The 26,482-nt window shown below is 70.9% G+C and carries 25 protein-coding genes; 12 read left to right on the top strand and 13 right to left on the bottom strand.

What is annotated here, in order from left to right:
• Positions 1 to 40 precede the first annotated feature (40 nt).
• Positions 41 to 1,189, top strand: a complete 1,149-nt coding sequence (locus tag AC0VYM_RS09455; protein WP_475461159.1) for a glycosyltransferase family 4 protein — start codon at positions 41 to 43, stop codon at positions 1,187 to 1,189.
• Positions 1,190 to 1,220: 31 nt separating this feature from the next.
• Here the strand turns inward: AC0VYM_RS09455 and AC0VYM_RS09450 are convergent, their stop codons facing one another.
• The 4 genes from AC0VYM_RS09450 to ctaC all read right to left on the bottom strand — a co-directional run bounded on the left by AC0VYM_RS09450 (position 1,221) and on the right by ctaC (position 5,882).
• The gene (locus tag AC0VYM_RS09450) at positions 1,221 to 2,540 is read right to left on the bottom strand and encodes a L,D-transpeptidase (protein ID WP_475461156.1); all 1,320 of its coding nucleotides are present in this window, start codon (positions 2,538 to 2,540) and stop codon (positions 1,221 to 1,223) included.
• A 249-nt stretch (positions 2,541 to 2,789) separates the two neighbouring features.
• Positions 2,790 to 3,215: a cytochrome c oxidase subunit 4 gene (locus tag AC0VYM_RS09445; RefSeq protein WP_357768088.1), complete on the bottom strand. Its 426-nt coding sequence runs from the start codon at positions 3,213 to 3,215 to the stop codon at positions 2,790 to 2,792.
• Between the two features lie 12 nt (positions 3,216 to 3,227).
• Positions 3,228 to 4,901: an aa3-type cytochrome oxidase subunit I gene (gene ctaD / locus AC0VYM_RS09440; protein ID WP_475461152.1), complete on the bottom strand. Its 1,674-nt coding sequence runs from the start codon at positions 4,899 to 4,901 to the stop codon at positions 3,228 to 3,230.
• Positions 4,902 to 5,882: an aa3-type cytochrome oxidase subunit II gene (gene ctaC, locus AC0VYM_RS09435; protein ID WP_475461149.1), complete on the bottom strand. Its 981-nt coding sequence runs from the start codon at positions 5,880 to 5,882 to the stop codon at positions 4,902 to 4,904.
• A 403-nt stretch (positions 5,883 to 6,285) separates the two neighbouring features.
• On the opposite strand from ctaC, the gene AC0VYM_RS09430 reads away from it, so the two are divergent.
• Positions 6,286 to 6,543 (top strand): sulfurtransferase TusA family protein, encoded by a 258-nt coding sequence (locus AC0VYM_RS09430; RefSeq protein WP_475461146.1) that lies wholly within the window; start codon positions 6,286 to 6,288, stop codon positions 6,541 to 6,543.
• A 238-nt stretch (positions 6,544 to 6,781) separates the two neighbouring features.
• Here AC0VYM_RS09430 and rpsD read toward each other — a convergent pair whose 3' ends face one another.
• The 7 genes from rpsD to AC0VYM_RS09395 all read right to left on the bottom strand — a co-directional run bounded on the left by rpsD (position 6,782) and on the right by AC0VYM_RS09395 (position 12,259).
• Entirely contained in the window at positions 6,782 to 7,393 is a 612-nt protein-coding gene (gene rpsD, locus AC0VYM_RS09425) for a 30S ribosomal protein S4 (RefSeq protein ID WP_017546511.1), read from the bottom strand.
• A 286-nt stretch (positions 7,394 to 7,679) separates the two neighbouring features.
• Positions 7,680 to 8,651, bottom strand: coding sequence for a carbohydrate kinase family protein (locus AC0VYM_RS09420; protein WP_475461142.1), 972 nt, complete (start codon positions 8,649 to 8,651; stop codon positions 7,680 to 7,682).
• Between the two features lie 190 nt (positions 8,652 to 8,841).
• Positions 8,842 to 9,192 carry a HesB/IscA family protein gene (locus tag AC0VYM_RS09415; RefSeq protein WP_378742598.1) on the bottom strand — a complete coding sequence of 117 codons (351 nt, stop codon included), beginning with the start codon at positions 9,190 to 9,192 and terminating at the stop codon, positions 8,842 to 8,844.
• 261 nt (positions 9,193 to 9,453) lie between these two features.
• Positions 9,454 to 10,074 carry a PspA-associated protein PspAB gene (gene pspAB, locus AC0VYM_RS09410; protein WP_475461140.1) on the bottom strand — a complete coding sequence of 207 codons (621 nt, stop codon included), beginning with the start codon at positions 10,072 to 10,074 and terminating at the stop codon, positions 9,454 to 9,456.
• Positions 10,075 to 10,103: 29 nt separating this feature from the next.
• The gene (gene htpX, locus AC0VYM_RS09405; RefSeq protein WP_475461138.1) at positions 10,104 to 11,030 is read right to left on the bottom strand and encodes a zinc metalloprotease HtpX; all 927 of its coding nucleotides are present in this window, start codon (positions 11,028 to 11,030) and stop codon (positions 10,104 to 10,106) included.
• A 183-nt stretch (positions 11,031 to 11,213) separates the two neighbouring features.
• Positions 11,214 to 11,492 (bottom strand): PspA-associated protein PspAA, encoded by a 279-nt coding sequence (gene pspAA, locus AC0VYM_RS09400; RefSeq protein WP_475461135.1) that lies wholly within the window; start codon positions 11,490 to 11,492, stop codon positions 11,214 to 11,216.
• Complete coding sequence (locus AC0VYM_RS09395; RefSeq protein WP_378742606.1) at positions 11,489 to 12,259, bottom strand: PspA/IM30 family protein; 771 nt, start codon at positions 12,257 to 12,259, stop codon at positions 11,489 to 11,491. Before AC0VYM_RS09395 ends, pspAA begins: the two co-directional genes overlap by 4 nt.
• Before the next feature lie 96 nt (positions 12,260 to 12,355).
• Here AC0VYM_RS09395 and AC0VYM_RS09390 point away from each other — a divergent pair, with 96 nt between their 5' ends.
• Positions 12,356 to 13,018 (top strand): DUF3043 domain-containing protein, encoded by a 663-nt coding sequence (locus tag AC0VYM_RS09390; RefSeq protein WP_475461132.1) that lies wholly within the window; start codon positions 12,356 to 12,358, stop codon positions 13,016 to 13,018.
• 123 nt (positions 13,019 to 13,141) lie between these two features.
• Positions 13,142 to 14,146, top strand: coding sequence for an aldo/keto reductase family protein (locus AC0VYM_RS09385; protein ID WP_475461129.1), 1,005 nt, complete (start codon positions 13,142 to 13,144; stop codon positions 14,144 to 14,146).
• Between the two features lie 64 nt (positions 14,147 to 14,210).
• Here the strand turns inward: AC0VYM_RS09385 and AC0VYM_RS09380 are convergent, their stop codons facing one another.
• On the bottom strand, positions 14,211 to 14,414 hold the full coding sequence (locus AC0VYM_RS09380) for a hypothetical protein (protein WP_475461126.1): 204 nt from the start codon (positions 14,412 to 14,414) through the stop codon (positions 14,211 to 14,213).
• A gap of 206 nt (positions 14,415 to 14,620) precedes the next feature.
• Here AC0VYM_RS09380 and AC0VYM_RS09375 point away from each other — a divergent pair, with 206 nt between their 5' ends.
• Complete coding sequence (locus AC0VYM_RS09375; protein WP_475462981.1) at positions 14,621 to 15,610, top strand: bifunctional adenosylcobinamide kinase/adenosylcobinamide-phosphate guanylyltransferase; 990 nt, start codon at positions 14,621 to 14,623, stop codon at positions 15,608 to 15,610.
• Complete coding sequence (locus AC0VYM_RS09370) at positions 15,607 to 16,389, top strand: adenosylcobinamide-GDP ribazoletransferase (RefSeq protein WP_475461123.1); 783 nt, start codon at positions 15,607 to 15,609, stop codon at positions 16,387 to 16,389. Before AC0VYM_RS09375 ends, AC0VYM_RS09370 begins: the two co-directional genes overlap by 4 nt.
• Positions 16,390 to 16,415: 26 nt before the next feature.
• Here AC0VYM_RS09370 and AC0VYM_RS09365 read toward each other — a convergent pair whose 3' ends face one another.
• Positions 16,416 to 18,161 carry a hypothetical protein gene (locus AC0VYM_RS09365; protein WP_475461120.1) on the bottom strand — a complete coding sequence of 582 codons (1,746 nt, stop codon included), beginning with the start codon at positions 18,159 to 18,161 and terminating at the stop codon, positions 16,416 to 16,418.
• Between the two features lie 436 nt (positions 18,162 to 18,597).
• Here AC0VYM_RS09365 and AC0VYM_RS09360 point away from each other — a divergent pair, with 436 nt between their 5' ends.
• From AC0VYM_RS09360 to lipA, 6 genes are all read left to right on the top strand, one after another.
• Complete coding sequence (locus tag AC0VYM_RS09360; protein ID WP_475461117.1) at positions 18,598 to 20,118, top strand: leucyl aminopeptidase; 1,521 nt, start codon at positions 18,598 to 18,600, stop codon at positions 20,116 to 20,118.
• Positions 20,119 to 20,266: 148 nt separating this feature from the next.
• Positions 20,267 to 21,643 carry a dihydrolipoyl dehydrogenase gene (gene lpdA, locus AC0VYM_RS09355; RefSeq protein ID WP_475461115.1) on the top strand — a complete coding sequence of 459 codons (1,377 nt, stop codon included), beginning with the start codon at positions 20,267 to 20,269 and terminating at the stop codon, positions 21,641 to 21,643.
• A 105-nt stretch (positions 21,644 to 21,748) separates the two neighbouring features.
• Positions 21,749 to 23,476, top strand: coding sequence for a 2-oxoglutarate dehydrogenase, E2 component, dihydrolipoamide succinyltransferase (gene sucB, locus AC0VYM_RS09350; RefSeq protein WP_475461113.1), 1,728 nt, complete (start codon positions 21,749 to 21,751; stop codon positions 23,474 to 23,476).
• Between the two features lie 186 nt (positions 23,477 to 23,662).
• Positions 23,663 to 24,226 carry an NADPH-dependent FMN reductase gene (locus AC0VYM_RS09345; protein ID WP_475461110.1) on the top strand — a complete coding sequence of 188 codons (564 nt, stop codon included), beginning with the start codon at positions 23,663 to 23,665 and terminating at the stop codon, positions 24,224 to 24,226.
• Positions 24,227 to 24,578: 352 nt separating this feature from the next.
• Positions 24,579 to 25,283 carry a lipoyl(octanoyl) transferase LipB gene (lipB, locus tag AC0VYM_RS09340; RefSeq protein ID WP_475461107.1) on the top strand — a complete coding sequence of 235 codons (705 nt, stop codon included), beginning with the start codon at positions 24,579 to 24,581 and terminating at the stop codon, positions 25,281 to 25,283.
• A gap of 67 nt (positions 25,284 to 25,350) precedes the next feature.
• On the top strand, positions 25,351 to 26,304 hold the full coding sequence (lipA, locus tag AC0VYM_RS09335) for a lipoyl synthase (RefSeq protein ID WP_475461106.1): 954 nt from the start codon (positions 25,351 to 25,353) through the stop codon (positions 26,302 to 26,304).
• Positions 26,305 to 26,482 lie beyond the last annotated feature (178 nt).

Below are 26,482 nucleotides of genomic sequence, written 5' to 3'. Positions count from 1 at the left end.
CAGGGGCCCTTCCCGTGTCCGGGCGCCTAGACTCGCTCAGGTGTCGCGAACCCTGATCATCACCAACGACTTCCCTCCGCGCCCGGGCGGGATCGAGTCCTTCGTGCACGAGCTGGCCCGCCGCCGCCCCCCGGGGTCGGTGCTGGTCTACTGCTCCTCCCCCGCCGCCGAGGACCTGCGCGCCGACCCGTACTTCGACCTGCACCAGCCGTTCCCCGTCGTGCGCGACTCGGCCTCGGTACTGCTCCCCACGCCGGGGGTGGCCCGGCGGTCCCGGGTCATCGCGGAGATGGAGGAGTGCGACTCCGTGCTCTACGGGGCCGCCGCCCCCCTGGGCCTGCTCGCCGCCGGGCTGCGCTCCCGGGTGCGGCGCCAGGTGGCGCTCACCCACGGACACGAGACCGGCTGGACCGTGGTCCCCGGAGCGAGTTCGGCGCTGCGGCGGATCGGTGACGGCGTCGACACCGTCACCTACCTGGGCGAGTACACCCGGAGGCGGCTGGCCCGCTCACTCTCCCCCGCCGCCACCGCCCGGATGCGGCGTCTGGCCCCCGGGGTGGACACCGAGCGCTTCCGTCCCGGCTCCGGCGGCGAGGAGGTCCGCCGGGAGCTGGGCCTGGGTTCGCGCCCGGTGGTCGTGTGCGTGTCCCGGATGGTGCCGCGCAAGGGACAGGACACCCTGCTGCGGGCCTGGCCCCGCGTGCTGGCCGACGTGCCCGACGCGGTCCTGCTGTTCGTCGGGGACGGCCCCCTCGCGCCCCGGCTGCGCTCGGCGGCCAGCGGCACGGACTCGGTGCGCTTCACCGGTCCCGTCCCCGCCGACCGGCTCCCCGCCCACTACGACGCCGGCGACGTCTTCGCCATGCCCTGCCGCACCCGCCGGGGCGGTCTGGACGTGGAGGGCCTGGGCATGGTCTACCTGGAGGCGTCCGCCACCGGACTGCCGGTGGTCGCCGGGGCCTCCGGCGGCGCCCCGGACGCGGTCCTGGAGGGCGAGACGGGGCACGTGGTCGACGGGTCGGCGCCCGGACCGACCGCCCGGGCCCTCATCCGGCTCCTGAGGGACCCCGACCGCGCCGCCCAGATGGGCGCACGCGGCCGGGAGTGGGTGGCCGCCGAGTGGTCCTGGGACCGCACCCTCGAACGCCTGGACGGCCTTCTCAGCGGCGCGGAGCCGGTCCGGGACTGACCGGACGCCCTCCGCGCCGACGCCCTGCCTCCTAGAGGCCCTCGCCGTGGACGGACCCGGGGGTGCCGGAGCCGTCCGTGCTCTGGGGCTCACCGGTGACGCTGTGGGACAGCCACTCCTCCCAGGAGCGCTGGTAGAAGCCCCACCCGTTGTCCCACTCCAGGTCGCGGTCGGTGCCGGTGGTCTCCAGGATGTCGCCCATGAGCGTCTGGTTGTGGTACCAGCGGGCGTCCTCCACGGACATGTTCGTGCAGCCGTTGGAGGTGTTGGCGCCGCCGAGGTTCCCCGCGTTCCAGGGGGCGGCGTGGGTGAACTCGCCGCTGTTGGAGGTGCGGACCGCCCAGTCCACGTCCAGCCGGTAGTAGCCGGGCGACCCCTCCGGGATGCCCACGGTCGCGGAGTCCATGACCAGCGACTGGTACTTCTCCATGGTCAGGTGGGTCCCGGAGGTCGTGGTGTTGAAGCGCTCGTCGGCGGACCCGTTGCTGACCGGGATGGTGCGGACGGTCTCGCCGTCGATCGACACGCTCATCTCGTGGTCGGGGACGTGCATCGTGGAGACCAGCTCGCGCCCCACCTCGAACTCGATGCGGTGGTTCTCCACGCCGTAGACCCCCTCGGAGGACTCCACCCCCGCGAGTCTGAGGTCCACGGTGACCTGCTGGTAGGGGTCCCAGTACTCCTTGGGCCGGAAGACCGCCATCTCGTCGGTGACCCAGTTCCAGGCGCCCTCGGTCTCCTCCTCGGCCGTGACCTGGATGGAGTTCTCCACCTGCGCCTTGTTGGTGACGGGCACGTCGAAGTTGACGATGACGGGCATGCCCACCCCGACCACGTCACCGCTGCTCGGGAAGTTGGAGGCGAGTTCGAGGCGGTGACCGGGCTCCGACTCCAGGGTGGTGAACTCCGAGACCACCTCGGACTCCTCCCCCTCCTCGTCGGCGGCGGTTACCACGACACTGACGGAGGCCCCGGGACGCAGGTTCCAGTCACTGACCCAGGCGTCCCCGGCCTCGTTGAGCGTGCCCGTGACGGGGAAGGGGTCCTCGGCCTCCTGGCCCTGTCCGCCCTCCTCGGCGGTGTCCCCGGAGGCGGCCCCGTCCTCGGTGCTCTGCTCGATCCGCACGTCGGTGATGGCCCCGTCCACGGCCTCGACCCGGACCGGGGTGTTCGGCGGGACCCCGGTGGCGCCCGGCGCGGGGGTGATCGCCACCTCCGGCCCCCGCTCGACCTCCTCGGGGGCCGAGGTGCCCCCGGGACCGTCCCCTCCCCCGGAGGTGCACGCCGACGCGAGGATCACGAGGACTGCCGCCGCCGCGGCCGTTCGGGAAGGGGCGGTTCGTCGCTTCACGCCAAGGACCTCCAGCGTCCGTACGGGGCCCGGACGCGAGCGGAGCGAGCGCACCGGCGCGACGCCGACAGGGCCTGGATGCGTCGTGACCTGCGGAGCAGTCGTCACGTGGGGGTCACCGAAAAAGAGTACCCCGGTGCCCGGAGGTCGTCTGGGACGACCGGTCCGGCCACCGGGGCGGTGACACGCACATCCTACCCCGCGTAGTGGTCATCTCTCGAAGAGTGACGACCCTGCGGGGTGCGCACGTCAGTGCTGGAACTCCTTGCGGTAGTACTCGAAGACCCAGCCCAGCGAGGTGAGGATGACGGCGAAGAAGCCGATGAACACCATCCACCAGCCGATCGCCACGCCGACCGCCGTGAAGGCGACGGCCATCGCGACGAACATCGGCCACCAGCTGTGCGGGCTGAAGAACCCGTACTCGCCGGCGTTCTCGGCGATCTCGCCGTCGAGCCGCTCCTCGGCCGGGAGGCCGTGGTGGTGCTCGCTGTGGCGGGCCGACTGCCAGAGCCAGAAGCCGATCATCCAGCCGAAGCCGATGGAGACCACGAGGGCGGTGGTACCCGCCCACTCGATCTCACCGGTCTCCAGGAGGGACCAGTAGATGTACAGCGCGGCGGCCAGACCGAAGAAGGTCGAGATACCCATGAACAGGTAGGCCTGCATCTTCATGTGCTCTACCCCCTACTTCTTCTCGGCACCGGCGGCGACGGCACCGGGTGCGGCCGCGTGCGGGTGGTTGAGGTCGAAGGCCGGACGCTCGGACCGGATGCGGGGCAGCGACGTGAAGTTGTGTCGCGGCGGCGGGCACGAGGTGGCCCACTCCAGCGAGCAGCCGTAGCCCCACGGGTCGTCCACGGTGACCAGCGGCGCCTTCTTCGCGGTGACGTAGATGTTCCAGAAGAAGATCAGCGTCGAGGCGGCCAGCACGAACGACGAGATCGAGGAGATCTGGTTCAGCTCGGTGAAGCCGTCCGTGGCCAGGTAGTCCGCGTAACGACGCGGGAAGCCCATCGCGCCCAGCCAGTGCTGCACCAGGAACGTGCCGTGGAAGCCCAGGAAGAGCAGCCAGAAGTGGAACTTGCCCAGCTTCTCGTTGAGCATCCGCCCGGTGAACTTGGGCCACCAGAAGTAGAAGCCCGCGAACATCGCGAACACCACGGTGCCGAACACCACGTAGTGGAAGTGCGCCACCACGAAGTAGGAGTCGGTGACGTGGAAGTCGATCGGCGGCGAGGCCAGCAGCACACCGGTCAGACCACCGAAGAGGAAGGTGACCAGGAAGCCGATCGTGAACAGCATCGGCGTCTCGAAGGTGAGCTGCCCGCGCCACATCGTCCCGATCCAGTTGAAGAACTTCACACCGGTCGGAACCGCGATGAGGAACGTCATGAACGAGAAGAAGGGCAGGAGCACGGCGCCGGTCGGGAACATGTGGTGGGCCCACACGGTCACGGACAGGCCGGCGATGGCGATGGTCGCCGCCACCAGGCTCTTGTAGCCGAAGATCGGCTTGCGGCTGAAGACCGGGAGGATCTCCGTCGCGATGCCGAAGAACGGCAGCGCGATGATGTACACCTCGGGGTGGCCGAAGAACCAGAACAGGTGCTGCCACAGGATGGCGCCACCGTGCTCGGCGTTGAAGACCTGCGTACCGACCATGCGGTCGGCGCCCAGGGCGATCAGCGCGGCGGTCAGGACCGGGAACGCGATGAGCACCAGGACGCTGGTGAGCAGGGTGTTCCAGGTGAAGATCGGCATGCGGAACATCGTCATACCGGGCGCGCGCATGCACAGGCCGGTGGTGATGAAGTTGACCGCACCGAGGATCGTGCCCAGACCGGAGACGGCCAGACCCAGGATCCACAGGTCACCGCCGAGGCCCGGCGAGCGGACCGCGTCGGAGAGCGGGGTGTAGGCGAACCAGCCGAAGCTGGCCGCGCCGCCCGGGGTCAGGAAGCCGCTGATCGCGATGAGGCTGCCGAAGAGGAACAGGTAGTAGCCGAACAGGTTGATCCTGGGGAAGGCCACATCGGGGGCGCCGATCTGCAACGGCATGAGGATGTTCGAGAACCCGACGAACAGCGGGGTCGCGAACATCAGCAGCATGATCGTGCCGTGCATCGTGAAGAGCTGGTTGAACTGCTCGTTGGACATGTACTGCATGCCCGGGGTGAACAGCTCCAGGCGCATCAGGAGCGCCAGCACTCCTCCGAAGAGGAAGAACGCGAAGGAGGTGATCAGGTACATGTACCCGATGACCTTGTGGTCGGTCGACGTCAGCCAGTTGACGATGATCGACCCTTTGCGTGACGGTGCCTGACCGTCAGTGCGGGGTTCGGTTGCCGTCGTGGTCATTTACTCGTCATTCTCCTCGGACTCGGTCGCCTCGGCGCCCGTGCCCTCAGCGTCGGTGCCGTCGGCACCCGTGCCCTCGGCGTCGTCGGTCGCGGCGCCCTCGGACTCGGCGGCTTCGGCGGCTTCCAGAGCAGCGGCCTCGTCGGCCTCCGCAGCCTCCGCGGCCTTGGTCTCCTGCTCGGCGGCCCAGGCGTCGTACTCGTCCTGCGGGAGGACCTCGACGTTGAAGAGCATGCGGGTGTGGTCCACACCGCACAGCTCGGCGCAACGCCCGACGTACTCGCCCTCGGAACCTTCATTGAGGTTGACCTGGAAGGAGTTGTCACGGCCCGGGACGACGTCCATCTTGAACCCGAAGGACGGGATCCAGAAGGAGTGGATGACGTCGGGAGAGTGGAGGTCGAAGTGGACGACCGCGCCCTCGGGGAGGACCAGGGTCGTCTGGGTGTCACGGTTGGCGGTGCCGTCCGGGTTGGGGATACCAACCTCGGAGAAGAGCACGTCGCCACCGTTCTCCTTGGTGTCGTCCATGTAGTTGAACTGCCAGGCCCATTGGAAGGCCACGACCTCTACGTGGACGTCGGCGGGCTCTTCGGTGTCGAGCAGGTAGGCCTGGTCTCGCGCGGTGAAGAAGAAGAGCACCGAGATGACGACGATCGGCAGAACGGTGTACAGCGCTTCGATGGGCATGTTGTACCGCACCTGCGGCGGCAACTGCTCAGAGCGCTTGCGGTGGAAGAGGATTGTCCAGATGAACAGTCCCCACACAAGGACGCCGACCGCGAACGCCGCCACCCACGAGCCCTGCCAGAGCGAGAGAACACGCTCGGCCTGCTCGGTGATCGGCTCCGGCATGCCCAAACGAGTGAGATCGTTCGACGCGCAGCCGGTCGCGGCCAGCCCCAGCACGGCGAGCGCGGCGCCGCGTGGTGCCCATCGGCGCAGAGTTGAGCGCCGATTTTTTTGGCGGGTCGGACTCACGGATTGCCTTCCCAGCGGTGAAGCCCGTGGATTCTCCACGGGCGGCCTAAGTATCCAAAGCTTGTCAGGGGGAAACATTATCGCGAACCGCCCAGCGTGCCGTTCATGGGCTTGCCTGGTCAGCGTGTTGCCAGACGCGCCCTCTCGAAACGTTCGGCGGCCCCACGGAGCCGGGCCAGGTCGCCCCCGAGGGAGGTCCTCCCGGCTGGCTACGAGGCGCGGCCCGGCGATCCCCCGGGCCCTCGTTCGCTCACGTGCGCATCTCCGTTCGGGGCGGTGGTGCGCGCGATCGCGGGACGAGGCCAAGGCGAGCGTATCGCTGGGTTTACGACACCCTTAACCGGGTGCGCCTTTTGGCGCGCGCCGGGTCAAGATTGGGCCACAGGACGACAACCGAATGGGGGTGGACGTGCCCGAGCGACCGACTGCGCAGCAGCCTCTGGTCACCGTGGAGGCGGTGGGGCTCAAGTGCCCGATCCCGATCATCATGCTGGCCGCCCGACTGCACGAAGTGCCTATCGGGGCGGTCATCGCGGTCACCGCGGACGATCCCGCGGCGAGCGCGGACATACCGTCCTGGTGTCGGATGAAGATGCACGAGTTCGTCGTCGAGCGGCCGCTGGCGCGGGGTAGCGCTTTTCACATCCGGCGGATGTACTGACCCCGACGACGCGACCGGAACACCGGACCGGACTTTCGGTCCCGTTGCGATAACGATTCACGCCGCCCGGTTTCCGGGGGCGGCGTGAGTACCCGATCCCCCTCCCTCTGCCCCCCGACGGGGGCCGGAGGAGGGAGGTACCGGACAAGGCGAAGGCCGCGCGGACACGGGGTCCACGCGGCCTCTCCCACACTGCGGTTCCGCCCCCGAGGAGGGGAACCGCGACCGCGGGAACCGTCTAGCGAGCGTAGTACTCGACGACGAGCTGCTCGTCGAAGGGCACGGGGATCTGCTCACGCTTGGGGCGGTCGACGACCGCGATGCGCAGGTCCTTGTGGCTCACGGCGAGGTAACCGGCGATCTTGTCGTCGGCGTGGATGCCCTCGGCGGCCTCGACGAACGGGACCATCGAGCGGGACTTCTCCCGAACGCTGATGATCTGGCCCGGCTTGACCTGGTACGACGGGATGTCGACCTTCTTGCCGTCCACGGTGATGTGACCGTGGTTGATGAACTGACGCGCGGCGTAGATCGAGGCGGCCAGACCGGCGCGCAGCACGACCGTGGCCAGACGCAGCTCGAGCTCGCCGAGCATCTCCTCACCGGTACGGCCGGGACGCTTCTTGGCGTTCTCGTAGATCCTGACCAGCTGCTTCTCGGTCAGGTCGTAGTACCAGCGCACCTTCTGCTTCTCCGCCATCCGAACGGCGTAGTCGCTGCTGTTGCGTCGGACGCGACGACCGTGCTCGCCGGGCGGGTACGGACGCTTCTCGAAGTAGCTGACCGCCTTACGGGTCAGCGGGGTGCCGGCGCGCCGGGACAACCGCACCTTCGGTCCGGTGTAGCGCATGCGAAGTCCTTTCAGGGTGAATCAGGGAATCCCAGGTAAGGCTGGCCTAGATCTGGGAGGCGCTCAGGGCGCCCGAGCCCCGGTGTCCCGCGGTGCGGGTCGGAAGCGGGTTCCCCACCGCCGCGCGTGACCCGGCGCGAGCGGTTCGGGCGAATGACCCGGCACGCGTTTCAACGCACCGGGCGGGCACGGGGAGTCCCCGTGCGGGTCACAGCCATCCACTTTACGGGCTCCGGGGTACCACCCCGACCAGAGTGCGTGCTTTTCCGGCCGGGGAGGACCCGGGTCACACGAAGGGGCGGACCTCGTCGGCGGCCTCGGCGCCGTAGGAGCGCTCCAGACGCTCCAGCAGTGAGGCGCCGGTCAGCGTGTACTCCTGGGGGCCGTCGGCCTCCAGGCAGTGCACGGCGGTGGCGTTGCCGACCTGGGCCGCGCGCTCCAGGGACAGGCCCCAGGAGTGGGCGGACAGGAAACCGGCGCGGAAGGCGTCGCCCATGCCGGTGGGGTCGACGAGCTCGTCCACGGCCGCCGAGGGCACGTGGACGCTCGGCTCGCCCTCGCGGTCGATCCGGGCGCCCTTGGCCCCGAGGGTGGTCACGCGCGTGCCGACGAGGGACAGGATCTCGGCGTCGGACCACCCGGTCTTCTGCTCGGCCAGGGCCTTCTCGTACTCGTTGGTGAACAGGAAGGCGGCGCCCTCGATGAGGGTGCGCACCTCCGGGCCCTCCATACGGGCCAGCTGCTGGGAGGGGTCGGCGGCGAAGGGGATGGAGCGGGTCCGGCACTCCTCGCTGTGGCGGACCATCGCCGCCGGGTCGTCGGCGCCGATCAGGACGAGGTCGAGGCCGCCGACGCGGTCGGAGATCGGCTGGAGCTCGATGTTGCGGGCCTCGGCCATCGCGCCCGTGTAGAAGGAGGCGATCTGGTTCTGGTCCAGGTCCGTGGTGCAGACGAACCGGGCGGTGTGACGCAACTCGGAGATGTGCACCGCCGAGGTGTCGACGCCGTGGCGGTCGAGCCAGGAGCGGTACTCCTCGAAGTCGGCGCCGGCGGCACCGACCAGGACCGGGCTCAGACCGAACCCGCCCATGCCGAAACAGATGTTGGCCGCGACGCCGCCGCGGCGAACGTCCAGCTCGTCGATGAGGAAGGAGAGGGACAACTGCTGGATCTGCTCAGGGATGATCTGCTCTGCGAACCGACCCTGGAAGGTCATCAGGTGGTCGGTGGCGATGGATCCGGCAACCGCGATACGCACGGGACGTGGGCTCCTTGCTGGCGAGGTGGATCGCTCGTGGACGATCCGGCGAGCTGTTCAGGGCATGCCGGGGACGTGCCCGTCGGGACCAGCCAAGGGTACCCAGAGGGGGAGGGCGAACGCTCGTCCGCGTCCGCCCTCCCCCTGTGGTTCCGAGAACCTGAGCGCTCCCTCGGGGAGCCGGGGACTCCTAGTTGAAGGAGTCACCGCAGGCGCAGGAGCCGGTCGCGTTGGGGTTGTCGATGGTGAACCCCTGCTTCTCGATGGTGTCCACGAAGTCGATGGTGGCGCCGATGAGGTAGGCGGCGCTGCGGCGGTCGGTGACGACCTCGACACCGTCGAAGTCGGCGATGACGTCGCCGTCGAGGTCGCGCTCGTCGAAGTAGAGCTGGTAACGCAGCCCCGAGCAACCACCGGGCTGGACGCCCACGCGCAGGCGCAGGTCGTCCCGGCCCTCCTGGTCAAGGAGCGTCCGAACCTTGTCGGCCGCACCATCGGTGAGGATGACTCCCTGCGCGGTGGCCTCGCTCTGAACCGTCATGTTGTAAAGCTCCTCTGGAAAGGGGTTGCGGCCGTCTGGCGACCCCGGTCGCTTACCGGATCGGCCCGCGTCGGCGGGTCCAGTCCTCTTCAACGGGTCCCAACGTCGGAGGCCGGTGTGGCATTCCGTCGTGTGGCCGCTGTGTTCGCGCTGGCACCTCGGCCGCACGGTGCACGTGTGGCCTCGGTGACGCACGGGTGTGCTCGTACCTCCAAGGGTAATTTGTCCCGGCCCCGGATGCCATCTCCGGACGGCCCCGCCTCAGAGGCCCGGGGCGCCGTAGACCGGGAACCAGCGGGAACGGTCCTTCTCCATCGGCAGGTCGTCCCCCACGGCCGCCTCCACCTGGAGCTCCAGCGCGTTGTCGCGGCGCTGGCCGCCCTGGGGCGCGAACGGGTAGAAGGTGCCGCGCTTGTACAGGTAGACCAGGCCCACGGAACGGCCGCGGGAGTCGGTGAAACCGACCAGGGAGCAGAGCAGGGAGGGCCCGTACCCGTTGACCTCCAGGGTCGAGTTGACCGCGTGCAGGTCGGTGACCAGGCCGGTGATGTCGGTGTCCACGAGTTCACCGCCCGAGGGGTCGCCGCCGTCGTCGGCGGCCTCGGCCGCGCCCGGGCGCAGCACCAGCCAGGTGTAGCCGTAGTCGTCGGTGGTCTGTTCGACCGAGGGCCCCTCCCCCGCGTTGAGCAGCGCGGTGACGTCGCGTTCGACGTCCGCGAAGGCGGCGCCCTCGGCGGCGCGGAAGGCCACCGACCCCGAGCCCGTGGGGGTCAGGCCCACCCCGGCCCGCAGGGTGAGCGCGGCCGAGGGCAGGCCGAACAGCGCGTCGAGGTCGGGCTTGACCGGTTCGGAGCGGCCGAGCAGGGTGCGCCAGAAGCTCATGTGGTGGATCCCCTCGTGGGTGGTTGGGGTCAGGCTCCGCTACCGAGCTGGCGGGAGATGTCGGAGAGCTGGGCCAGGCGCTGCTCGACGGGCGGGTGGGTGGCGATGAGCTGGTTCATGCTGAAGCCCTTCTTCGCGAACGCCGGGGCGAAGAAGAACGCGTTGAACGGCTCCGCCTGTCGCAGGTCCCGGGTGGGGATGCGGGCCATGTCACCGGTGATCTTGGACAGGGCGCTGCCGAGCACGGACGGGCGGCCGGTCAGGTACGCGGCGGCGCGGTCCGCGGCGAGCTCACGGTACCGGGACAGGGCACGGGTGAGCAGGAAGCTCAGGACCCAGGCGACGGCGCTGACCAGGACGACCAGGAGCGCGACGACCGCCGGGGCGGGGCCGTTGTTGTTGCCGCCGCGCCCGCCCGCTCCGGCGAACATGGCGAAGCGCAGCCCGGCCTGGGTGAGGAACCCGGCGACGATGCCGAGGAAGCCGGCGATGGTCATCACCATCACGTCGCGGTGGGCGATGTGCGAGAGCTCGTGGGCGACGACCGCCTCCAGCTCGGGGCCGTCGAGGCGGCGCATGAGCCCGGTGGTCACGCAGATGACCGCGGACTTCTCGTTGTGCCCGGTCGCGAAGGCGTTGGGCACGTCGGTGTCGGCGATGCCCACCCGCGGCTTGGACATGTCGGCCATGGCGCACAGGCGGTCGACCATGGCGTGCAGGTCGGGCGCCTGCTGGGGGGAGACCTCCTTGGCGCCCATCGCGAACATGGCGATCTTGTCGGAGGAGAAGTAGGAGAACAGGGCGAACGCCGCGACCAGGACCAGGACCAGGAACACGTTGAGCCCGGCCAGGACCAGTCCCACGACGAAGGCGACGTAGACCAGGAACAGCAAAACCATGGTCATGACCATCCGGGCCGTCAGCCCCCGGTCCGGACGGAACTTCGAACCAGCCACGCCGACTCCCTCCCCCTACGGATGTGTCGGAGTGTAGTTCCGGCAGGTGAGAAACGGGTTAAAGCGGGACACCGCGTGTCCCCGCGCCCGCATGACCCCGGACACACCCCGGCCGCCGTGACGGATCACGGCGGCCGGGGTGGAAGAGCGCGTACGCGAGGGCACCGAGTACGGGGACGAGCCCTAGCCCGGGATGAGCCCGTCGTCCTGGAGCATCTCCCGAACCTCGTCCATGCTGGCGTCGGCGGGCGGGAGGATGAACTGCGAGGGCTCCAGGGAGTCGGGCGGCAGCGGCTTGCTGTCCTGCCGGACCTTCTCCAGGAGGTCGTGCAGCGCCTTGCGGAACGTGGCCTCGTCACCCGACTCGATCGCGGCCTCCAGGGCGGCGTCGAAGTCGTTGAGCAGGTCCAGGTCTGCGTCGGTGAGGTCGACCTGCCCCTCACCCATGATGCGGACGATCACGAGCCCTCCCGGTTCCCGGCCCCGTTGCCACCCTCGATCTGCGGGGTGGCGCCGCCACCGCTGCCGCCGCCGAGTTCGAGCTTCATGCGCTCCAGCTCGGCCTCGACACCGGTCGTGCTCGCCATCTGGTCGAGCTCGTACTGGATGTCGTCCTTGGGGCCGGTGCCCGTGACGTCGTCCAGCGCGCCGGAGGCGAGGAGCTCGTCCACCGCGCCCGCACGGGCCTGCATCTCGGCGGTCTTGTCCTCCGCCCGCTGCACGGCCATGCCGACGTCGCCCATCTCCTCGGAGATACCGGAGAAGGCCTCGCTGATCTGCGTCTGTGCCTGGGCGGCGGTGTAGGTCGCCTTGATGGTCTCCTTGCGCGTGCGGAAGGCGTCGACCTTCGCCTGCAGGCGCTGGGCCGCCATCGTGAGCTTCTGCTCCTCGTTCTGGAGGTTGGCGTGCTGCTCGCGCAGCCCCTCCATCTGGCTGGTGAGGCCGGAGCGGCGGGTGAGGGCCTCGCGGGCGAGGTCCTCACGGCCCTGGGTGAGGGCGGCGCGGCTCTGGTTCTCCAGCTTGCCGGACTGCTGCTCCAGCTGCTGGATCTGGAGCTCGACCCGCTTGCGGGAGGTCGCGACGTCGGCGACGCCGCGACGGACCTTCTGGAGCAGTTCGAGCTGTTTCTGGTACGAGTAGTCGAGGGTTTCCCTGGGGTCCTCGACCGAGTCCAGGGCCTTGTTGGCCTTGGACTTGAAGATCATCGAAAGTCGCTGAAACACGCTCATTGGCGTGGCCGTCCCCTTCTCGGTGCGTACATCGGCTGTTCCCAGCGGGCGCTTTGCCCAACCCTACGCGGTCTGGCCCGCGGTCGCCATAAAGCTATGACCGGCTACCCTGAGGGTGTGTTCCGACGTCGCTCCGCTTCCGCAGCCCCGGATTCGACCACGGCCGAATCCGCCAGCCCTGAGGCCACTGAGGCCACCCAACCTAAGGGATATACCCCCAAGAAGGGTGTGCCCACCCCTAAGCGCAGGGAATCCGAAGGCACCCCGCGCCGACCGGTGAAGGCCCCTGAGACCCGTAAGGAGGCCTACCGCGCCTACCGGGACCGTCTCGAACGTCAACGCGGCACGACCGCCCGGCGTTCCGGCGCCCCCAAGGGAGACGAGAAGTACTTCCGGCAGCAGGACCTCGGCAAGGCCCGTGCCTACGCCCGGGACTTCATCGACTCGCGCCGCAGCGCGAGCGAGTTCTTCCTGCCGTTCTCGATCCTCATCATCGCCCTGTTGTTCGTCAACAGCCCGGTCTTCCAGGTGGGCGTCGCCTACGTGCTGTGGCCGCTGATGATGGTGACGATCATCGCCGAGGGCGTCATGATCGGCCGCACGGTCAAGCGCCGCGCCACCGAGTACTTCCCGGACGACCCGGCGGTCAGGGGCATCGGCATGTACGCCGCCATGCGCCAGCTCCAGTTCCGGCGCCTGCGTCTGCCCAAGCCCCGGCTGAAGGTCGGAGAAGACCCCACTCCGAGCGGCGTCCGCTGATCCACCGGCCGCCCCGGCATCCCCATCCCCGACGACGTGAGCGGGGCCGGTGACCGCACCGGCCCTTCACCTCCCTCCGTCCCCGTGGAGCTCGCCGGAAGCGCGCCAACTAGAGTGCTCGGCATGGAATTTCGGCATCTTGGCAACAGCGGTCTGATCATCAGCGAGATCGCGTACGGGAACTGGATCACCCACGGCTCCCAGGTCGAGGAGGACACCGCGGCCTCCTGCGTCCGTGCGGCGCTCGACGCGGGCGTCACCACCTTCGACACCGCGGACGCCTACGCCCAGGGCAGGGCCGAGGAGGTGCTGGGCCGCGCGCTCAAGGGACAGCGCCGTGACGGCCTGGAGATCTTCTCCAAGGTCTTCTGGCCGGTGGGCGAGGGCCGCAACGACCGGGGCCTGAACCGCAAGCACGTCATCCGCGGCTGCGAGGACTCCCTGCGCCGCCTGGGCACCGACTACCTGGACCTGTACCAGGCGCACCGGTACGACTACTCCACCCCGCTCGAAGAGACCATGCGGGCCTTCGAGGACCTGGTCCGCCAGGGCAAGGCCCTCTACATCGGTGTCTCCGAGTGGCGCGCCGACCAGATCGAGCGGGCGCTGAAGATCGCCGACGAGATGGGCTTCGACCGGATCGTCTCCAGCCAGCCGCAGTACAACATGATCTGGCGGGTCATCGAGTCCGAGGTCGTCCCGCTCTCCGAACGCGAGGGCATCGGCCAGCTGGTCTGGTCCCCCATCGCGGGCGGCGTCCTCACGGGCAAGTACAAGCCGGGCCAGGAGCTCCCGACCGGATCGCGGGCCAGTGACCCCAAGAGCGAGCGCTTCCTGGCGGACAAGGTCGCGGACCAGACGCTGCTGGAGCGGGTGCAGCTGCTGGAGCCGCTGGCGGCCGAGGCCGGGCTCACCCTGTCGCAGCTGTCCGTGGCCTGGGTCCTCCAGAACCCGAACGTCTCCGCCGCGATCATCGGCGCCTCCCGTCCCGAGCAGGTCGAGAGCAACGTGAAGGCGGCCGGGGTCAGGCTCGACGCCGCGCTGATGGCGCGGATCGACGATGTCCTGGGCGACAGCGTGGAGCGCGACCCGGAGCTCACCAAGAGCCCGGAGAACATCCGCGGCTAGCGGGATCCCCCGTCCCGGGTCGCGGGGGCCCGGCGGTCGTGCGGACCGCCGGGCCCCCGCGCGTTCACTCGGTTCCGAGGGGCATCGTGTAGAGCTCGCTGTCGTCCTCCAGCAGCGCGACGCTGACCACGCCGCCCTCCGCCAGCTCGGCCCAGTTCTCACCCAGCCAGCTCTCGGCGTCGCCACGCGACGTGAACGACTCGGCCGGCAGTTCCTCCGTCCCCGTCCGGTCACCGTCAGTCCCGATGTACCGCCACGTCCACGCCATCCTCGACCGCCCTTCGTCGCCGGTTCCACGGTGGGTGCACCGCGATCCTGCGCCGAGCTTAACCAAGGCTTGGTCCGCGATGCTGTTTACTCTTCTGGGTGCGTATCCGATTTCTGGGGACAGCGGGTCACACGGGCTGGCCAGCCCCACAGTGCACCTGCTCGTCCTGCAACAAGGCCCACGCGGAACGCCGCCTGCCGCTGCGGGTGACCGTCGACGACCGCTTCCGCCTGCGAGAGGCCGGAGCGGTCGGACCGGTCCCGCCCGGCTACACCGTGACGTCCACGCCGGACGGCGCCCTCGTGGAGAGCGCGGACGGCGGCCGACTGCTGTTCGCCCGCTCCGGTCCGGGGCCGCTGCCGGGGGGACCGCCCGCCGACGGTCGGCCCTCGGGGGCGTCCGCGTACTCGTCCGCGCCCGCCCAGCAGGTGGACATGGTGATCGTGGACGCCGCGCAGCGCCCGGAGGTCGTCGGAGAGCTGCGCCGGTCCGGGGTGATCGGGGTGACCACCGCCGTGGTGGCGGTCGGCGGCGACCACCGCATCCGGTCCCCCGAGGAGTTCGCCCGGCGGGCCCACCTGTGGGGCGCCCTGGTCCCGGGTGACGGCACCGTCATGTCGTGCCCGCCCGCGGTGTGGCCGGAGTCCCGGCCGCACGGGCCGTACCGCGCGCTGGTCACGGGCGGGGCCCGCTCCGGCAAGTCCACCGAGGCCGAACTGCGTCTGCTGACCGAGCCCCGGGTGGTCTACGCGGCCACCGGACCGGTCCCCGACGGCGCCGATCCGGAGTGGGCGGAGCGGGTCGAACGGCACGCGCTGCGGCGCCCCTGGTGGTGGCGGACCGAGGAGACCACGGACCTCGCGGTGCTGCTGAGGCAGGCGCGGGGCGCGGTCCTGGTCGACTGCCTGGGCACCTGGCTCACCGGGGTGATGGGCGAGTGCGGGCTCTGGGAGGAGGACCCGCCCGAGGACGCCGAGGAGCGGTTGGAGACCGCCGTCCACGAACTGTTGGAGGCCTGGCGTTCGACCCGGGCCTACGTGGTGGCGGTCACCAACGAGGTGGGTTCGGGCGTGGTTCCGCCGACCCGCTCGGGCCGGATCTTCCGTGACCGGCTGGGGCTGCTGAACCAGTGGGTGGGCGCGGAGTCCGAGGTCGTGGTGCTGGTGACGGCCGGGCGCGTGGTGGAGCTCGGGTGAGCGCCGCCGACGCCCTGGCAGGGGCGCGGATGGCTGTGGGCACCTTCACGGTCTGGCCGGTGCGGGTGGAGCGGGTGGACCGCGCCGTGGCGGGGTGGGCGATGTGCTGGGCACCCGTGCTGGGCGGGCTGCTCGGCGGGGTCACCGGGATCGTCGCGGTGGCCGGGGCCTGGTGGTGGTCCGCCCCGCTGGCGGCGCTGCTCGCGGTGGGGCTGGGGGCGCTGCTCACCCGTGGGCTGCACCTGGACGGGCTGGCCGACCTCGCCGACGGCCTGGGCAGCGGCCGCCCGGCGGAGGGCGCGCTGGAGGTGATGCGCCGCTCCGACATCGGACCGTTCGGGGTGCTCACCCTGCTGGTCGCGGTGGGAGCCCAGGTGCTGGCGCTGGCGGGGCTCGTCGAGGCCTCGCCCTGGGCCGCCGTGGCCGGGGCGGTGGTCGCGGGCGCGACCGGACGGCTGGCGGTGACCCTGGCGTGCACGGGGGTGCCCTCGGCTCGCCCCGACGGGCTGGGCTCCTTCGTGGCGGGGACGGTGCGCCCGCTGGCGGCGGCGGTGTGCGCGGCCGGGGTGCTGGCCGCCTGCCTGCTCGGGCTGGCGCACTCCCCCGGGTTCGCCGCGGCCTGCGCGGTGGCTGCGGTGGCGGGGCTGGCGGCGGCCGGGGCCCTGCTGTACCGGGCGGTGCGCCGGCTGGGCGGGGTGACCGGGGACGTCCTGGGTGCCCTGGTGGAGACGGCAGTGACGGTGGTCCTGCTGGTGACGGCGGCCGCCGCGCGCGGCTGAGCGCCCGCGGTCGACCGCGCCCCCGGTCAGTGGTCGCGTTGGCGGCGGTTCCACCCCTCCAGGCGGTCGCGCGCCTGCTCCATGCGGCGGCGGACGGCGAGGACGCGGTCGATGTCGTTCGCGCGTTCGTTGTCCCCCTTGAGCAGTTCGTACTCCCTCAGGTGGGTCTCGAACTCCTCCACCGAGCCGGTCACGGGGGCCTCGGCCCGGGCCAGCTCCTCACCCAGCTCCGTGATGCCCCGGTCGTTCTCGGCCTGGATGGCGGCGACGCGGGCCGCCTCCTCCGCGCGCAGTTCCTCCATGGTCTCGGCGTCCTCCCGCTCGGACGCGAGGCGCTCCTGTTCCCGTACCCGCGCGGACAGCGTCCGACGTCGTCCGAGCACGCCGACCAGACCGATCGAGGTCAGGGCGACGGAGAGCAGCAGGCCGAGCACGGCGGGCCAGGGCAGTGTCGCTGGCCCCCGGCCGGTGGCCGGTTCCTCCACGGCGAGCACCGACCCGTCACCGAGCTCCGTCAGGAGGCCGTCCACCGAGTTCCGGGCGCTCTCGTGGTCGAGGCCGAAGAAGACGGCGGTGGCGAGGTCGTACTCGGCCCCGGTGACGTCTCCGCGCACCGGGTAGTACTCCACGTCTCCGGAACCGTCCAGCGTGTAGACGACGACGGGGTCGTCGGACCCGTCGGCCACCGCGTCGGCCAGCGGCTCGGCGCCGCCGTCCGGGTCGGCCTCCAGCCGGGCTCCGGCGGGCAGGACCGCGACCCGGACCGGTTCGTCCCTGGCGGCCAGGGCGGCGTCGAGTTCGGCGCGCTCGGCCTCGGTGATGTCGGCGCCCGCCCTGGGGTGCACGAACAGGTGGTCGTCCGCGAGGGCCGCCCGGGCGTCGGCCACCACGTTCCCGTCCGCCGCGCCGGCGAAGAGGTGGAGCGCGGGGGCCAGGCCGTCCAGACCGGGGCCGAGCGGCAGCAGCCACGCCAGGTCCTCGGGCGCGGGGCCCTCCGGGGCGGAGGCGGGTGTGAGGTCGAAGTCGTCGAAGGTCCAGACGGCGAGCAGGGCGGTGCCGTCGTCACCGAGCGGTTCGAGCAGGGCGTCGGCGTAGGCCTCCTCGTAGGTGGCGGCGCCCTCCCCCGGCGGGGGGACGACCGCGACCCGGGTGTCGTCGTCCAGGCCGTCGAACCGCTCCCGGAGGGCCTCGACGTCGAGGTCGGGCAGGGCCGCCTCGACGGCGGGGTGGACGTAGACCGTCTCCTCGCGGGCGGCCGACGCGAGGTCGGGGAGCAGGTCGCCGTCGAGCAGGTCCACCGCGCTGACCATCTGCTCCACCGGGTCCCCGTGGGAGAACACGAAGTGCTCCTCCAGGTCGGCGCCGCCGGTGTCGATGCCCACGGCGGTCCAGGACAGGTGGGTCGTGGCACCCCCGGTGGAGGCGCGCTCCTCGGTGGCCACCACGTACAGACCCGGTTCGCCGACCTCCTCGGCGAGGGTGTGGACGGCCCGCGCGGGGTCCACTCCTTCGAGGAGGGCGCCGCGGATCGGCGTCCGCGCCTCGGAGAGCCGGGCCCGCGCCAGGGCCAGGGTCTCCTCGGAGACCTCGGGGCCGTCCGGCGCGACGTGGACGTGCTCTCCGGAGGAGAGGTCGCGGGCCGCCTCCGCCAGCGGTGAGTCGGCCCCGGCCGGGGCCGGGACCGCGACGCACACGGCGAGGAGGGCCAGCGCGACGGTGGCCGAGCGGGCGGCGCGGAGAGGCGGCGGGGTGGGGGTTCCGGGATACGGCATCTGTTCTCCCGTGCAGGTCAGAGGCGAGGGCAGGCTCGCTTGAGCGATCCTAGGACGAGGCGGTTCGGGGACGGCTGCCGGGGTGTGCGGGTCGGGGCGGAGGGGGCGGCGGCGCTCGCGCTGTGAACAGCCGGGGGCTGCTTCACCTGCCGATTCGTGCTGTCTGATAGTTTTCCGCGACGGCCGGATGTCGCCATCATCACATTTTTTCACACTCAGTTTCACGCGGCCGGGGCCGGGGAGAGGGTGTCCGGGCGCCGCCGACCGCGTGCGACACCTCCCACGAGGGACCAGAGGCCCCACATGGCGCGGCCGGAGGTGGACCCACCCGGGGCCACCCGTACGCCGCGCGACGGCGGGGAGCGCCGCGTCAGGGCCCCGGAGGCACGGGGCGCGGCGTCACCGCCGGGGGCGCGGGAGGACTAGCATCGAGGACGTGAGCACGACGTTGTCAGTAAACACGGAGTCCCCCAGTTCGCTCGACGCCGACGCGGTTGTCGTCGGTTACCACTCCGGAGGCGACGCCCCGGAGCCCGCATCGGGCGCTCATAGCGTCGACGCCGCCTTCTCCGGCGGCCTCGGCTCGACCCTGTCGCTCCTGGGAGCGAGCGGCGCCCCTGAGGAGGTGCACACCATTGCCTCCCTCGGAGCCGTCACGGCCCCGGTCGTCGTCGCGGTCGGGCTCGGCCCGGCGCCCGCCGACGGTGCCGTCGACCCGGACGTCCTGTCCCGTGCGGCCGGAGCCGCGCTGCGCGCGCTGAGCGCCCGCCCCGAGGGCGCGGGCCGCGTCGCCCTGGCCCTGCCCGCGACCACCGCCGACCAGGCCGGAGCCGTCGCGCTGGGCGCCGAACTCGGCACCTACAGCTTCGACCGCTACCGCACCGGTGAGAAGGCCGAGAAGAGGGCCGCCCGCCCCTCCGCCACGCTCACCGTGGTCAGCGAGGCCGACGGCGCCGCCGACGCCGTGGAGCGCGCCGCCGTCCTGGCCGAGGCCGTCTCCTTCACCCGTGACCTCGTCAACACCGCCCCCGCTGACCTCGTCCCCGAGGACCTGGCCTCGGCGGCCCAGGAGATCGCCCAGCAGGCCGAGCTGGAGATCGAGGTCCTGGACGAGCGGGCCCTGTCCGAGGGCGGCTACGGCGGCCTGACCGGCGTCGGCCAGGGTTCGGCCAACCCGCCCCGCCTGGTCCGGCTGGCCTACGGCCACCCCGAGGCCACCAGGACGGTCGCCTTCGTCGGCAAGGGCATCACGTTCGACTCCGGCGGCCTCTCCCTCAAGCCCGCGGGCGGGATGGACTCGATGAAGTCCGACATGAGCGGTGCCGCCTCGGTGCTCGCCGCCATGCGCGCCATCTCCACCCTGGGCCTGAAGGTCAACGCGGTCGGCTACCTGACCGTGGCCGAGAACATGCCCAGCGGCACCGCCCAGCGCCCCTCCGACGTCCTGAGCATCTACGGCGGCAAGACCGTCGAGGTCCTCAACACCGACGCCGAGGGCCGCCTGGTCATGGCCGACGGCCTGGTCCGCGCCCACGAGGACCAGCCCGACCTGATCGTGGACATCGCCACGCTGACCGGCGCCCAGCTGGTCGCGCTCGGCACCCGCGTGTTCGCGGTCATGTCCAACGACGACGCCGTGCGCGACGAGGTCGTCGCCGCCGCCACCGCCGAGGGCGAGGCCTCCTGGCCGATGCCGCTCCCGGGTGAGCTGCGCGCCGGTCTCGACTCCTCGGTCGCGGACATCGCCAACGTGGCGGCCGAGCGCTGGGGCGGCATGCTCTCGGCGGGCGTCTTCCTCCAGGAGTTCATCGAGGAGGGCACCAAGTGGGCCCACCTCGACATCGCCGGGCCCTCCTTCAACCAGGGCGGCCCGCACGGATACACCCCCAAGGGCGGCACGGGTGCGGGTACCCGCACCCTCGTCCGGATCGCCGAGGACTACGCCCGCAAGCAGTAGTCCGGAAGGGCGGGGCGGCGCTCCCGAGCCGGCAGCGCCGCCCCGTCCCCGGCAGCCGGGGTCCCCGATGACACACCGCCACCGGCGACGGCGGACCACGGTCTTCCACCACCATCACCAGCCACACCACAACTAGGAGTTCGTTCCCGTGAGTGAGAGCGGCGGCACCTTCGACCTCGTCGTCCTTGGCGGCGGCAGCGGCGGCTACGCGGCGGCACTGCGCGCCGCAGAGCTGGACATGAGCGTCGTCCTGATCGAGAAGGACAAGCTCGGCGGCACCTGCCTGCACCGCGGCTGCATCCCCACCAAGGCCCTCCTGCACTCGGCCGAGGTGGCCGACTCCGCCAAGGAGAGCGAGACCTTCGGTGTCCGGGCCACGTTCGAGGGCATCGACATCGACGCGGTGCACCAGTACAAGGACAAGGTCATCAACGGCCTGCACAAGGGCCTGAGCGGGCTGGTCAAGTCCCGCAAGATCACCGTCGTCGAGGGTGAGGGCAAGCTCACCGGCAAGGACGAGGTCACGGTCGACGGCACGGTCTACAAGGGGAAGAACATCCTCCTGGCGACCGGCTCCCAGCCCAAGACCCTGGGCCTGGAGATCGACGGCGACAAGGTCATGACCAGCGACCAGGCCCTGGGCCTGAACCGCGTCCCCGAGTCCGTCATCGTTCTGGGCGGCGGCGTGATCGGCGTGGAGTTCGCCAGCGTGTGGCGTTCCTACGGCGCCGACGTCACCATCGTCGAGGCCCTCAAGCACCTGGTCCCCGTCGAGGAGGAGTCCAGCTCCAAGCTGCTGGAGCGCGCCTTCCGCAAGCGGAAGATCAAGGCCGAGCTGGGCACCCCGTTCGAGTCGGTCAAGACCACCGACTCCGGCGTGGTCGTCACCCTCCAGGGCGGCAAGACCCTGGAGGCCGAGGTCCTGCTGGTCGCCATCGGTCGCGGCCCGGTCTCCGAGGGCCTGGGCTACGAGGAGCAGGGCGTCACCCTGGAGCGCGGCTTCGTCAAGGTCGACGAGAACCTGCACACCGGCGTGGGCAACGTCTACGCCGTCGGTGACCTCATCCCGACCCTCCAGCTCGCGCACGTCGGCTTCGCGGAGGGCATCTTCGTCGCCGAGCACATCGCCGGGCAGAACCCGCCCGCGATCGACTACGACGGTGTCCCCCGCGTCACGTACTGTGAGCCTGAGGTCGCCTCCGTCGGTCTCACCACCAAGGTGGCCAAGGAGCGCGGTCACGACGTCGTCGAGATGAACTACAACCTGGCGGGCAACGGCAAGAGCCAGATCCTCCAGACCCAGGGCGCGGTCAAGGTCATCGCCGAGAAGGACGGCCCCGTGCTGGGCGTCCACATGGTCGGCAGCCGCGTCGGTGAGCTCATCGCCGAGGGCCAGCTGATCTACAACTGGGAGGCCCTGCCCTCCGAGGTGGCCCAGCTGATCCACCCGCACCCGAGCCAGTCGGAGGCACTGGGCGAGGCCCACCTCGCGCTGGCGGGCAAGCCGCTGCACGTCCACGACTGACCGCTTCACCCCCGGGGGCGGGCCCTGACCGGCCCGCCCCCGCACACATCCGCGCTGCCCATCAAGGCCTGGGCAGGTACCGCGTCCAGATCCAACGAGGAATCCATGCCGACTTCCGTTTCCATGCCCGCCCTGGGTGAGAGCGTCACCGAGGGCACCGTCACCCAGTGGCTGAAGAACGTGGGCGACACCGTCGAGGTAGACGAGCCGCTCCTGGAGGTCTCCACCGACAAGGTGGACACCGAGATCCCGTCCCCGGTGGCCGGAGTGCTCACCAAGATCCTCATCGACGAGGACGAGACCGTGGAGATCGGCGCGGAGATCGCGATCATCGGCGGCGACGGTGACGGCGCCGACGACGCGGCACCCGCGCCCGAGGCCGCTCAGCCCGAGGCGGCCGAGCCCGAGCCGGAGCCCGCCGCCGAGGAGCCCGCTCCGGCCCCCGCCGCCGAGCCCGAGCCCGCCGCTCCGTCCGCCGGTTCCGACGGTCCCGGCACCCCCGTGACCATCCCCGCCCTGGGTGAGAGCGTCACCGAGGGCACCGTCACCCAGTGGCTGAAGAGCGTCGGTGACACCGTCGAGGAGGACGAGCCGCTCCTGGAGGTCTCCACCGACAAGGTGGACACCGAGATCCCGTCCCCGGTGGCCGGAGTGCTCACCAAGATCCTCGTCAACGAGGACGAGACGGTCGAGATCGGCGCCGAGATCGCGATCATCGGCGGGGCCTCCGGTTCCGCTCCCGCGCCCGCCGCCCCCGCCGAGCCCGCCCCCGCGCCCAAGAGCGAGCCCGCCCCCGCCCCGGCCGCCCCGTCCGCGCCTGCTCCCGCCGCACGTGAGCAGGACTCCGACAGCCCGTCGGTGGACATCGAGACGCTCAGTGGCACGGGCCAGGCCTCCGGCACCGACGCCGTGGCCGAGGGGTACGTGACCCCCCTGGTCCGCAAGCTCGCCAGCGAGCACCGCGTCGACCTGGCCCGGGTGACCGGCACCGGCGTCGGCGGTCGCATCCGCAAGCAGGACGTCCTCAAGGCCGCCGAGACCCAGCGTTCGGCCGCCGCGGCGCCCGCCGCGCCCGCCGCGCGCAAGGTCACCTCGGACACCTCGGTGCGCGGCCGCACCGAGAAGCTGAGCCGCCTGCGCAAGTCCATCGCCGACCGCATGGTCGAGTCGCTGCGCGTCTCCGCCACGACGACCCAGGTCATCGAGGTCGACGTCAGCAAGATCGCGCGTCTGCGCGACCAGGCCGCGGCCGACTTCGCCAAGCGTGAGGGCGTGGAGCTGGGCTTCTTCCCGTTCTTCGCGCTGGCCGCCGTGGAGGCGCTCAAGGCCCACCCGAAGGTCAACGCGGTGATCAACGCCGCCGAGCAGACGGTGACCTACCACGACGTCGAGAACCTGGCCGTGTCGGTGGACACCGAGCGCGGCCTGCTCGCCCCCGTGGTCAAGGACGCCGGTTCGCTGAACCTCGGTGGTCTGGCCCGCGGCCTCACCGACCTGACCGAGCGCGCCCACACCGGCAAGCTCGGCCCGGACGAGCTGGGCGGCGGCACGTTCTCGATCTCCGAGACGGGCCACACCGGCGCGCTGTTCGGCACGCCCATCATCAACCAGCCGCAGGTGGCGATCCTGGAGACCGGCGCGGTCGTCAAGCGTCCCGTGGTCGTCGAGGACGAGGCCATGGGCGGCGAGGTCATCGCCGTCCGTTCGATGGTCTACCTGTCGATGGCGCACGACCACCGTCTGATCGACAGCGCCGACGCCGGCCGCTTCCTCCAGACCGTGAAGGAGCGCCTGGAGGAGGGCGCCTTCGAGGGCGACCTCGGTCTGTCCTGAGCCCAACCTCCCCTCGGGGAGGACGCTCCCGGCCCGGGCCGGGCACCCCGCACGGGGTGTCCGGCCCGGGCCTTTCCCGCATGGTCGCGCCCTCCCCCACCCCGGCTTGACCTCAACCTGACTTGAGGTCCTATCGTGGTCTGGCCTCCCCGCCCCTGCCCCGGCCACCCGAAGACGAGGAACCCCATGCAACAGCCGGATCTGCGGATCGCCGTCATCCTGGGCGGAAACCTCAACGGCCGCACCGGCACCGTGGTCTCCGGGTGGTTCCTGGACCGGGCCGCCTCCCGGCAGGGCGTCGCCCTCGACGTCCTGGACGTGGCGGAGCTCGACCTCGGCGACGGCCACGGGACGGCACTGGACGCGTTCTCACCCCGCGTCGACGCGGCGGACGGGTTCGTGGTGGTGACCCCGGAGTACAACCACGGCTACCCCGGACCGCTGAAGAGCGCCATCGACTCGGCGCGCAAGGAGTGGTTCGCCAAACCGGTCGCGTTCGTCTCCTACGGAGGCATGTCCGGCGGCCTGCGCGCCGTGGAGCAGCTGCGCGCGGTCTTCGCCGAGCTGCACTCCACCTCGGTGCGGACCTCCGTGAGCCTGCACAACGCCCAGCGGATGTTCGGCGCGGAGGGCGGCCCCGTCACGGAGCTGAGGGGCGCGGAGGACGCGGTGGAGGAGATGCTGGACCAGCTGGTGTGGTGGGCGCTGTCGCTGCGTGAGGCCCGCGCGCGCCGCCCCTTTCCCGGCTGAGCGGGAAAAGGTGGACGGGGCGGCGCCTGAACGGCACCGCCCCGTCTTTCTACCCCACCAATCACCATCCCCTGATGATCCCCATCATCAAAGGTCTGCGGGTCTGCGAACGCCTGCCAGCCCGACAGGGCGTCGCCCACGGTAGCTCCGCGCTGACGCGGAGTTCCATGTCCCACTCACAACCTAGAAGACACAGCCGCCCCCCGCAGTCCTTTCACCGAAAAACTCGAGAAAAGTTCGACGGAAACGCGTGAGCGGGTCCTCCTATTCCCCCGGGCGCCCCGGCCGCGGCAGTGCGCTATCCGACATCCTGCCCTGACCCGCCCCTCCCGCCGGGGCGTAAGGTGGAGGTGTGAGTGATCTCGTTTACGCATGGCTGGGCGACACTCCCGTCCCGTACCACCAGGGCTGGGATCTCCAGAGACGGCTCCACCAGAGCCGCGTCGCCGATGAGGTGGCCGACACGGTCCTCTTCCTGGAACACGAGCCCGTCTACACGGCGGGCAAGCGCACCGGGAGGTCGGATCGTCCCATGACCGATCCCGGGGCTCCCGTGGTGGACATCGACCGGGGCGGCAAGATCACGTGGCACGGCCCCGGCCAGCTGACGGTGTACCCGATCGTCAAGCTGCCGGACCCGATCGACGTGATCGCCTACGTCCGCATGCAGGAGGAGGCGATCATCCGCACCCTCTCCGAATACGGCCTCACGGGCCGACGGGTCGAGGGGCGCACCGGGGTCTGGCTGGACGCCGCCCCCGAGCGCGGGCTGATCGAACGCAAGATCGCCGCGATCGGCTGCCGTATCGCCCGCGGGGTGGGGATGCACGGGCTGGCCGTGAACTGCGACAATGACATGTCGTGGTTCGACCGGATCGTCCCCTGCGGGATCTCCGACGCGGGGGTCACCTCGCTCACCAACGAACTGGGGCGCACCGTCACCGTCGCTGACGTGCGGCCGCGCCTCGAACGGCACCTGGCCGACGTCCTCGGCGCGGCGGAGTACAGCCACACCGACGGCTCCGGAATGCTCTCCGGCGCCACCGCCCGCGGATGACTGACCACAGCCCCCACGAGGGGCGCGAGGGTCCCCGTCAAGGGGTACAGAAGGGAACGGGTTCGCGTTGACCATCGCTCCTGAGGGCCGCAAGCTGCTGCGCGTGGAGGCGCGCAACAGCGAGACCCCGATCGAGAGAAAGCCGCCGTGGATCAAGATCAAGGCGCACATGGGGCCGGAGTACACCGAGCTCCAGTCCCTGGTCAAGGGCGAGGGCCTGCACACCGTCTGTCAGGAGGCGGGCTGCCCCAACATCTTCGAGTGCTGGGAGGACCGGGAGGCCACGTTCCTCATCGGCGGTGACCAGTGCACCCGCCGCTGCGACTTCTGCCAGATCGCCACCGGCAAGCCGTCGGCGCTGGACCGGATGGAGCCGACCAAGGTCGCCACCTCCGTCAAGAAGATGGAGCTGCGCTACGCCACCGTCACCGGTGTGGCCCGCGACGACCTGGAGGACGGCGGCGCCTGGCTCTACGCCGAGACGGTCCGCAAGATCCACGAGCTCAACCCGGGCACCGGCGTCGAGCTGCTGATCCCGGACTTCAACGCCGACCCCGACCAGCTGGCCGAGGTCTTCGGCTCGCGTCCCGAGGTCCTGGCGCACAACGTGGAGACCGTGCCGCGCATCTTCAAGCGCATCCGCCCGGGCTTCCGCTACGAGCGCTCGCTGAGGGTCATCACCGAGGCGCGCGAGGCCGGTCTGGTCACCAAGTCCAACCTGATCCTGGGCATGGGCGAGACCCGCGAGGAGATCAGCGAGGCCATGCGCGACCTCCACGAGGCCGGGTGCGACCTGCTGACGATCACCCAGTACCTGCGCCCCTCCAAGCTGCATCACCCGATCGACCGCTGGGTGAAGCCGCAGGAGTTCGTGGAGCTGGGCAAGGAGGCCGAGGAGATCGGTTACGCCGGTGTCATGTCCGGCCCGCTCGTGCGTTCGTCCTACCGCGCCGGAACCCTGTACAAGCAGGCCCGCGAGAAGCGTGACGCCGAGGCCGCCAAGGCCACGAGCGACGCATAACGGCTGATACACCCGAGTCGTGACCAAGCTGGAACGGTGGCCCACGGGCCACCGTTCCGCATCTCGGGAGCCGGACACATATCCTGGTGTTCCAAGGCGCCCAGCTGGCGGCGCCGGAAGGCGCCGCACCACAGGTCGACCGCGAAGAGGAGGCAAGGCAGCCCAGGGATCTCCTTCC

It is taken from the genome of Nocardiopsis sp. iso_237, from assembly GCF_056173345.1.
Note: the sequence above shows the minus strand (reverse complement) of the source record. Positions and strands in the feature narration are given on the sequence as shown.

Coding starts and splice junctions, on each gene's coding strand:
- AC0VYM_RS09395 (WP_378742606.1), bottom strand. CDS start 12,259: ATGAGCGTGTTTCAGCGACTTTCGATGATCTTCAAGTCCAAGGCCAAC.
- sucB (WP_475461113.1), top strand. CDS start 21,749: ATGCCGACTTCCGTTTCCATGCCCGCCCTGGGTGAGAGCGTCACCGAG.
- AC0VYM_RS09365 (WP_475461120.1), bottom strand. CDS start 18,161: ATGCCGTATCCCGGAACCCCCACCCCGCCGCCTCTCCGCGCCGCCCGC.
- AC0VYM_RS09345 (WP_475461110.1), top strand. CDS start 23,663: ATGCAACAGCCGGATCTGCGGATCGCCGTCATCCTGGGCGGAAACCTC.
- AC0VYM_RS09380 (WP_475461126.1), bottom strand. CDS start 14,414: ATGGCGTGGACGTGGCGGTACATCGGGACTGACGGTGACCGGACGGGG.
- AC0VYM_RS09445 (WP_357768088.1), bottom strand. CDS start 3,215: ATGAAGATGCAGGCCTACCTGTTCATGGGTATCTCGACCTTCTTCGGT.
- AC0VYM_RS09385 (WP_475461129.1), top strand. CDS start 13,142: ATGGAATTTCGGCATCTTGGCAACAGCGGTCTGATCATCAGCGAGATC.
- AC0VYM_RS09415 (WP_378742598.1), bottom strand. CDS start 9,192: ATGACGGTTCAGAGCGAGGCCACCGCGCAGGGAGTCATCCTCACCGAT.
- pspAB (WP_475461140.1), bottom strand. CDS start 10,074: ATGAGCTTCTGGCGCACCCTGCTCGGCCGCTCCGAACCGGTCAAGCCC.
- ctaD (WP_475461152.1), bottom strand. CDS start 4,901: ATGACCACGACGGCAACCGAACCCCGCACTGACGGTCAGGCACCGTCA.
- AC0VYM_RS09390 (WP_475461132.1), top strand. CDS start 12,356: ATGACCGGCTACCCTGAGGGTGTGTTCCGACGTCGCTCCGCTTCCGCA.
- rpsD (WP_017546511.1), bottom strand. CDS start 7,393: ATGCGCTACACCGGACCGAAGGTGCGGTTGTCCCGGCGCGCCGGCACC.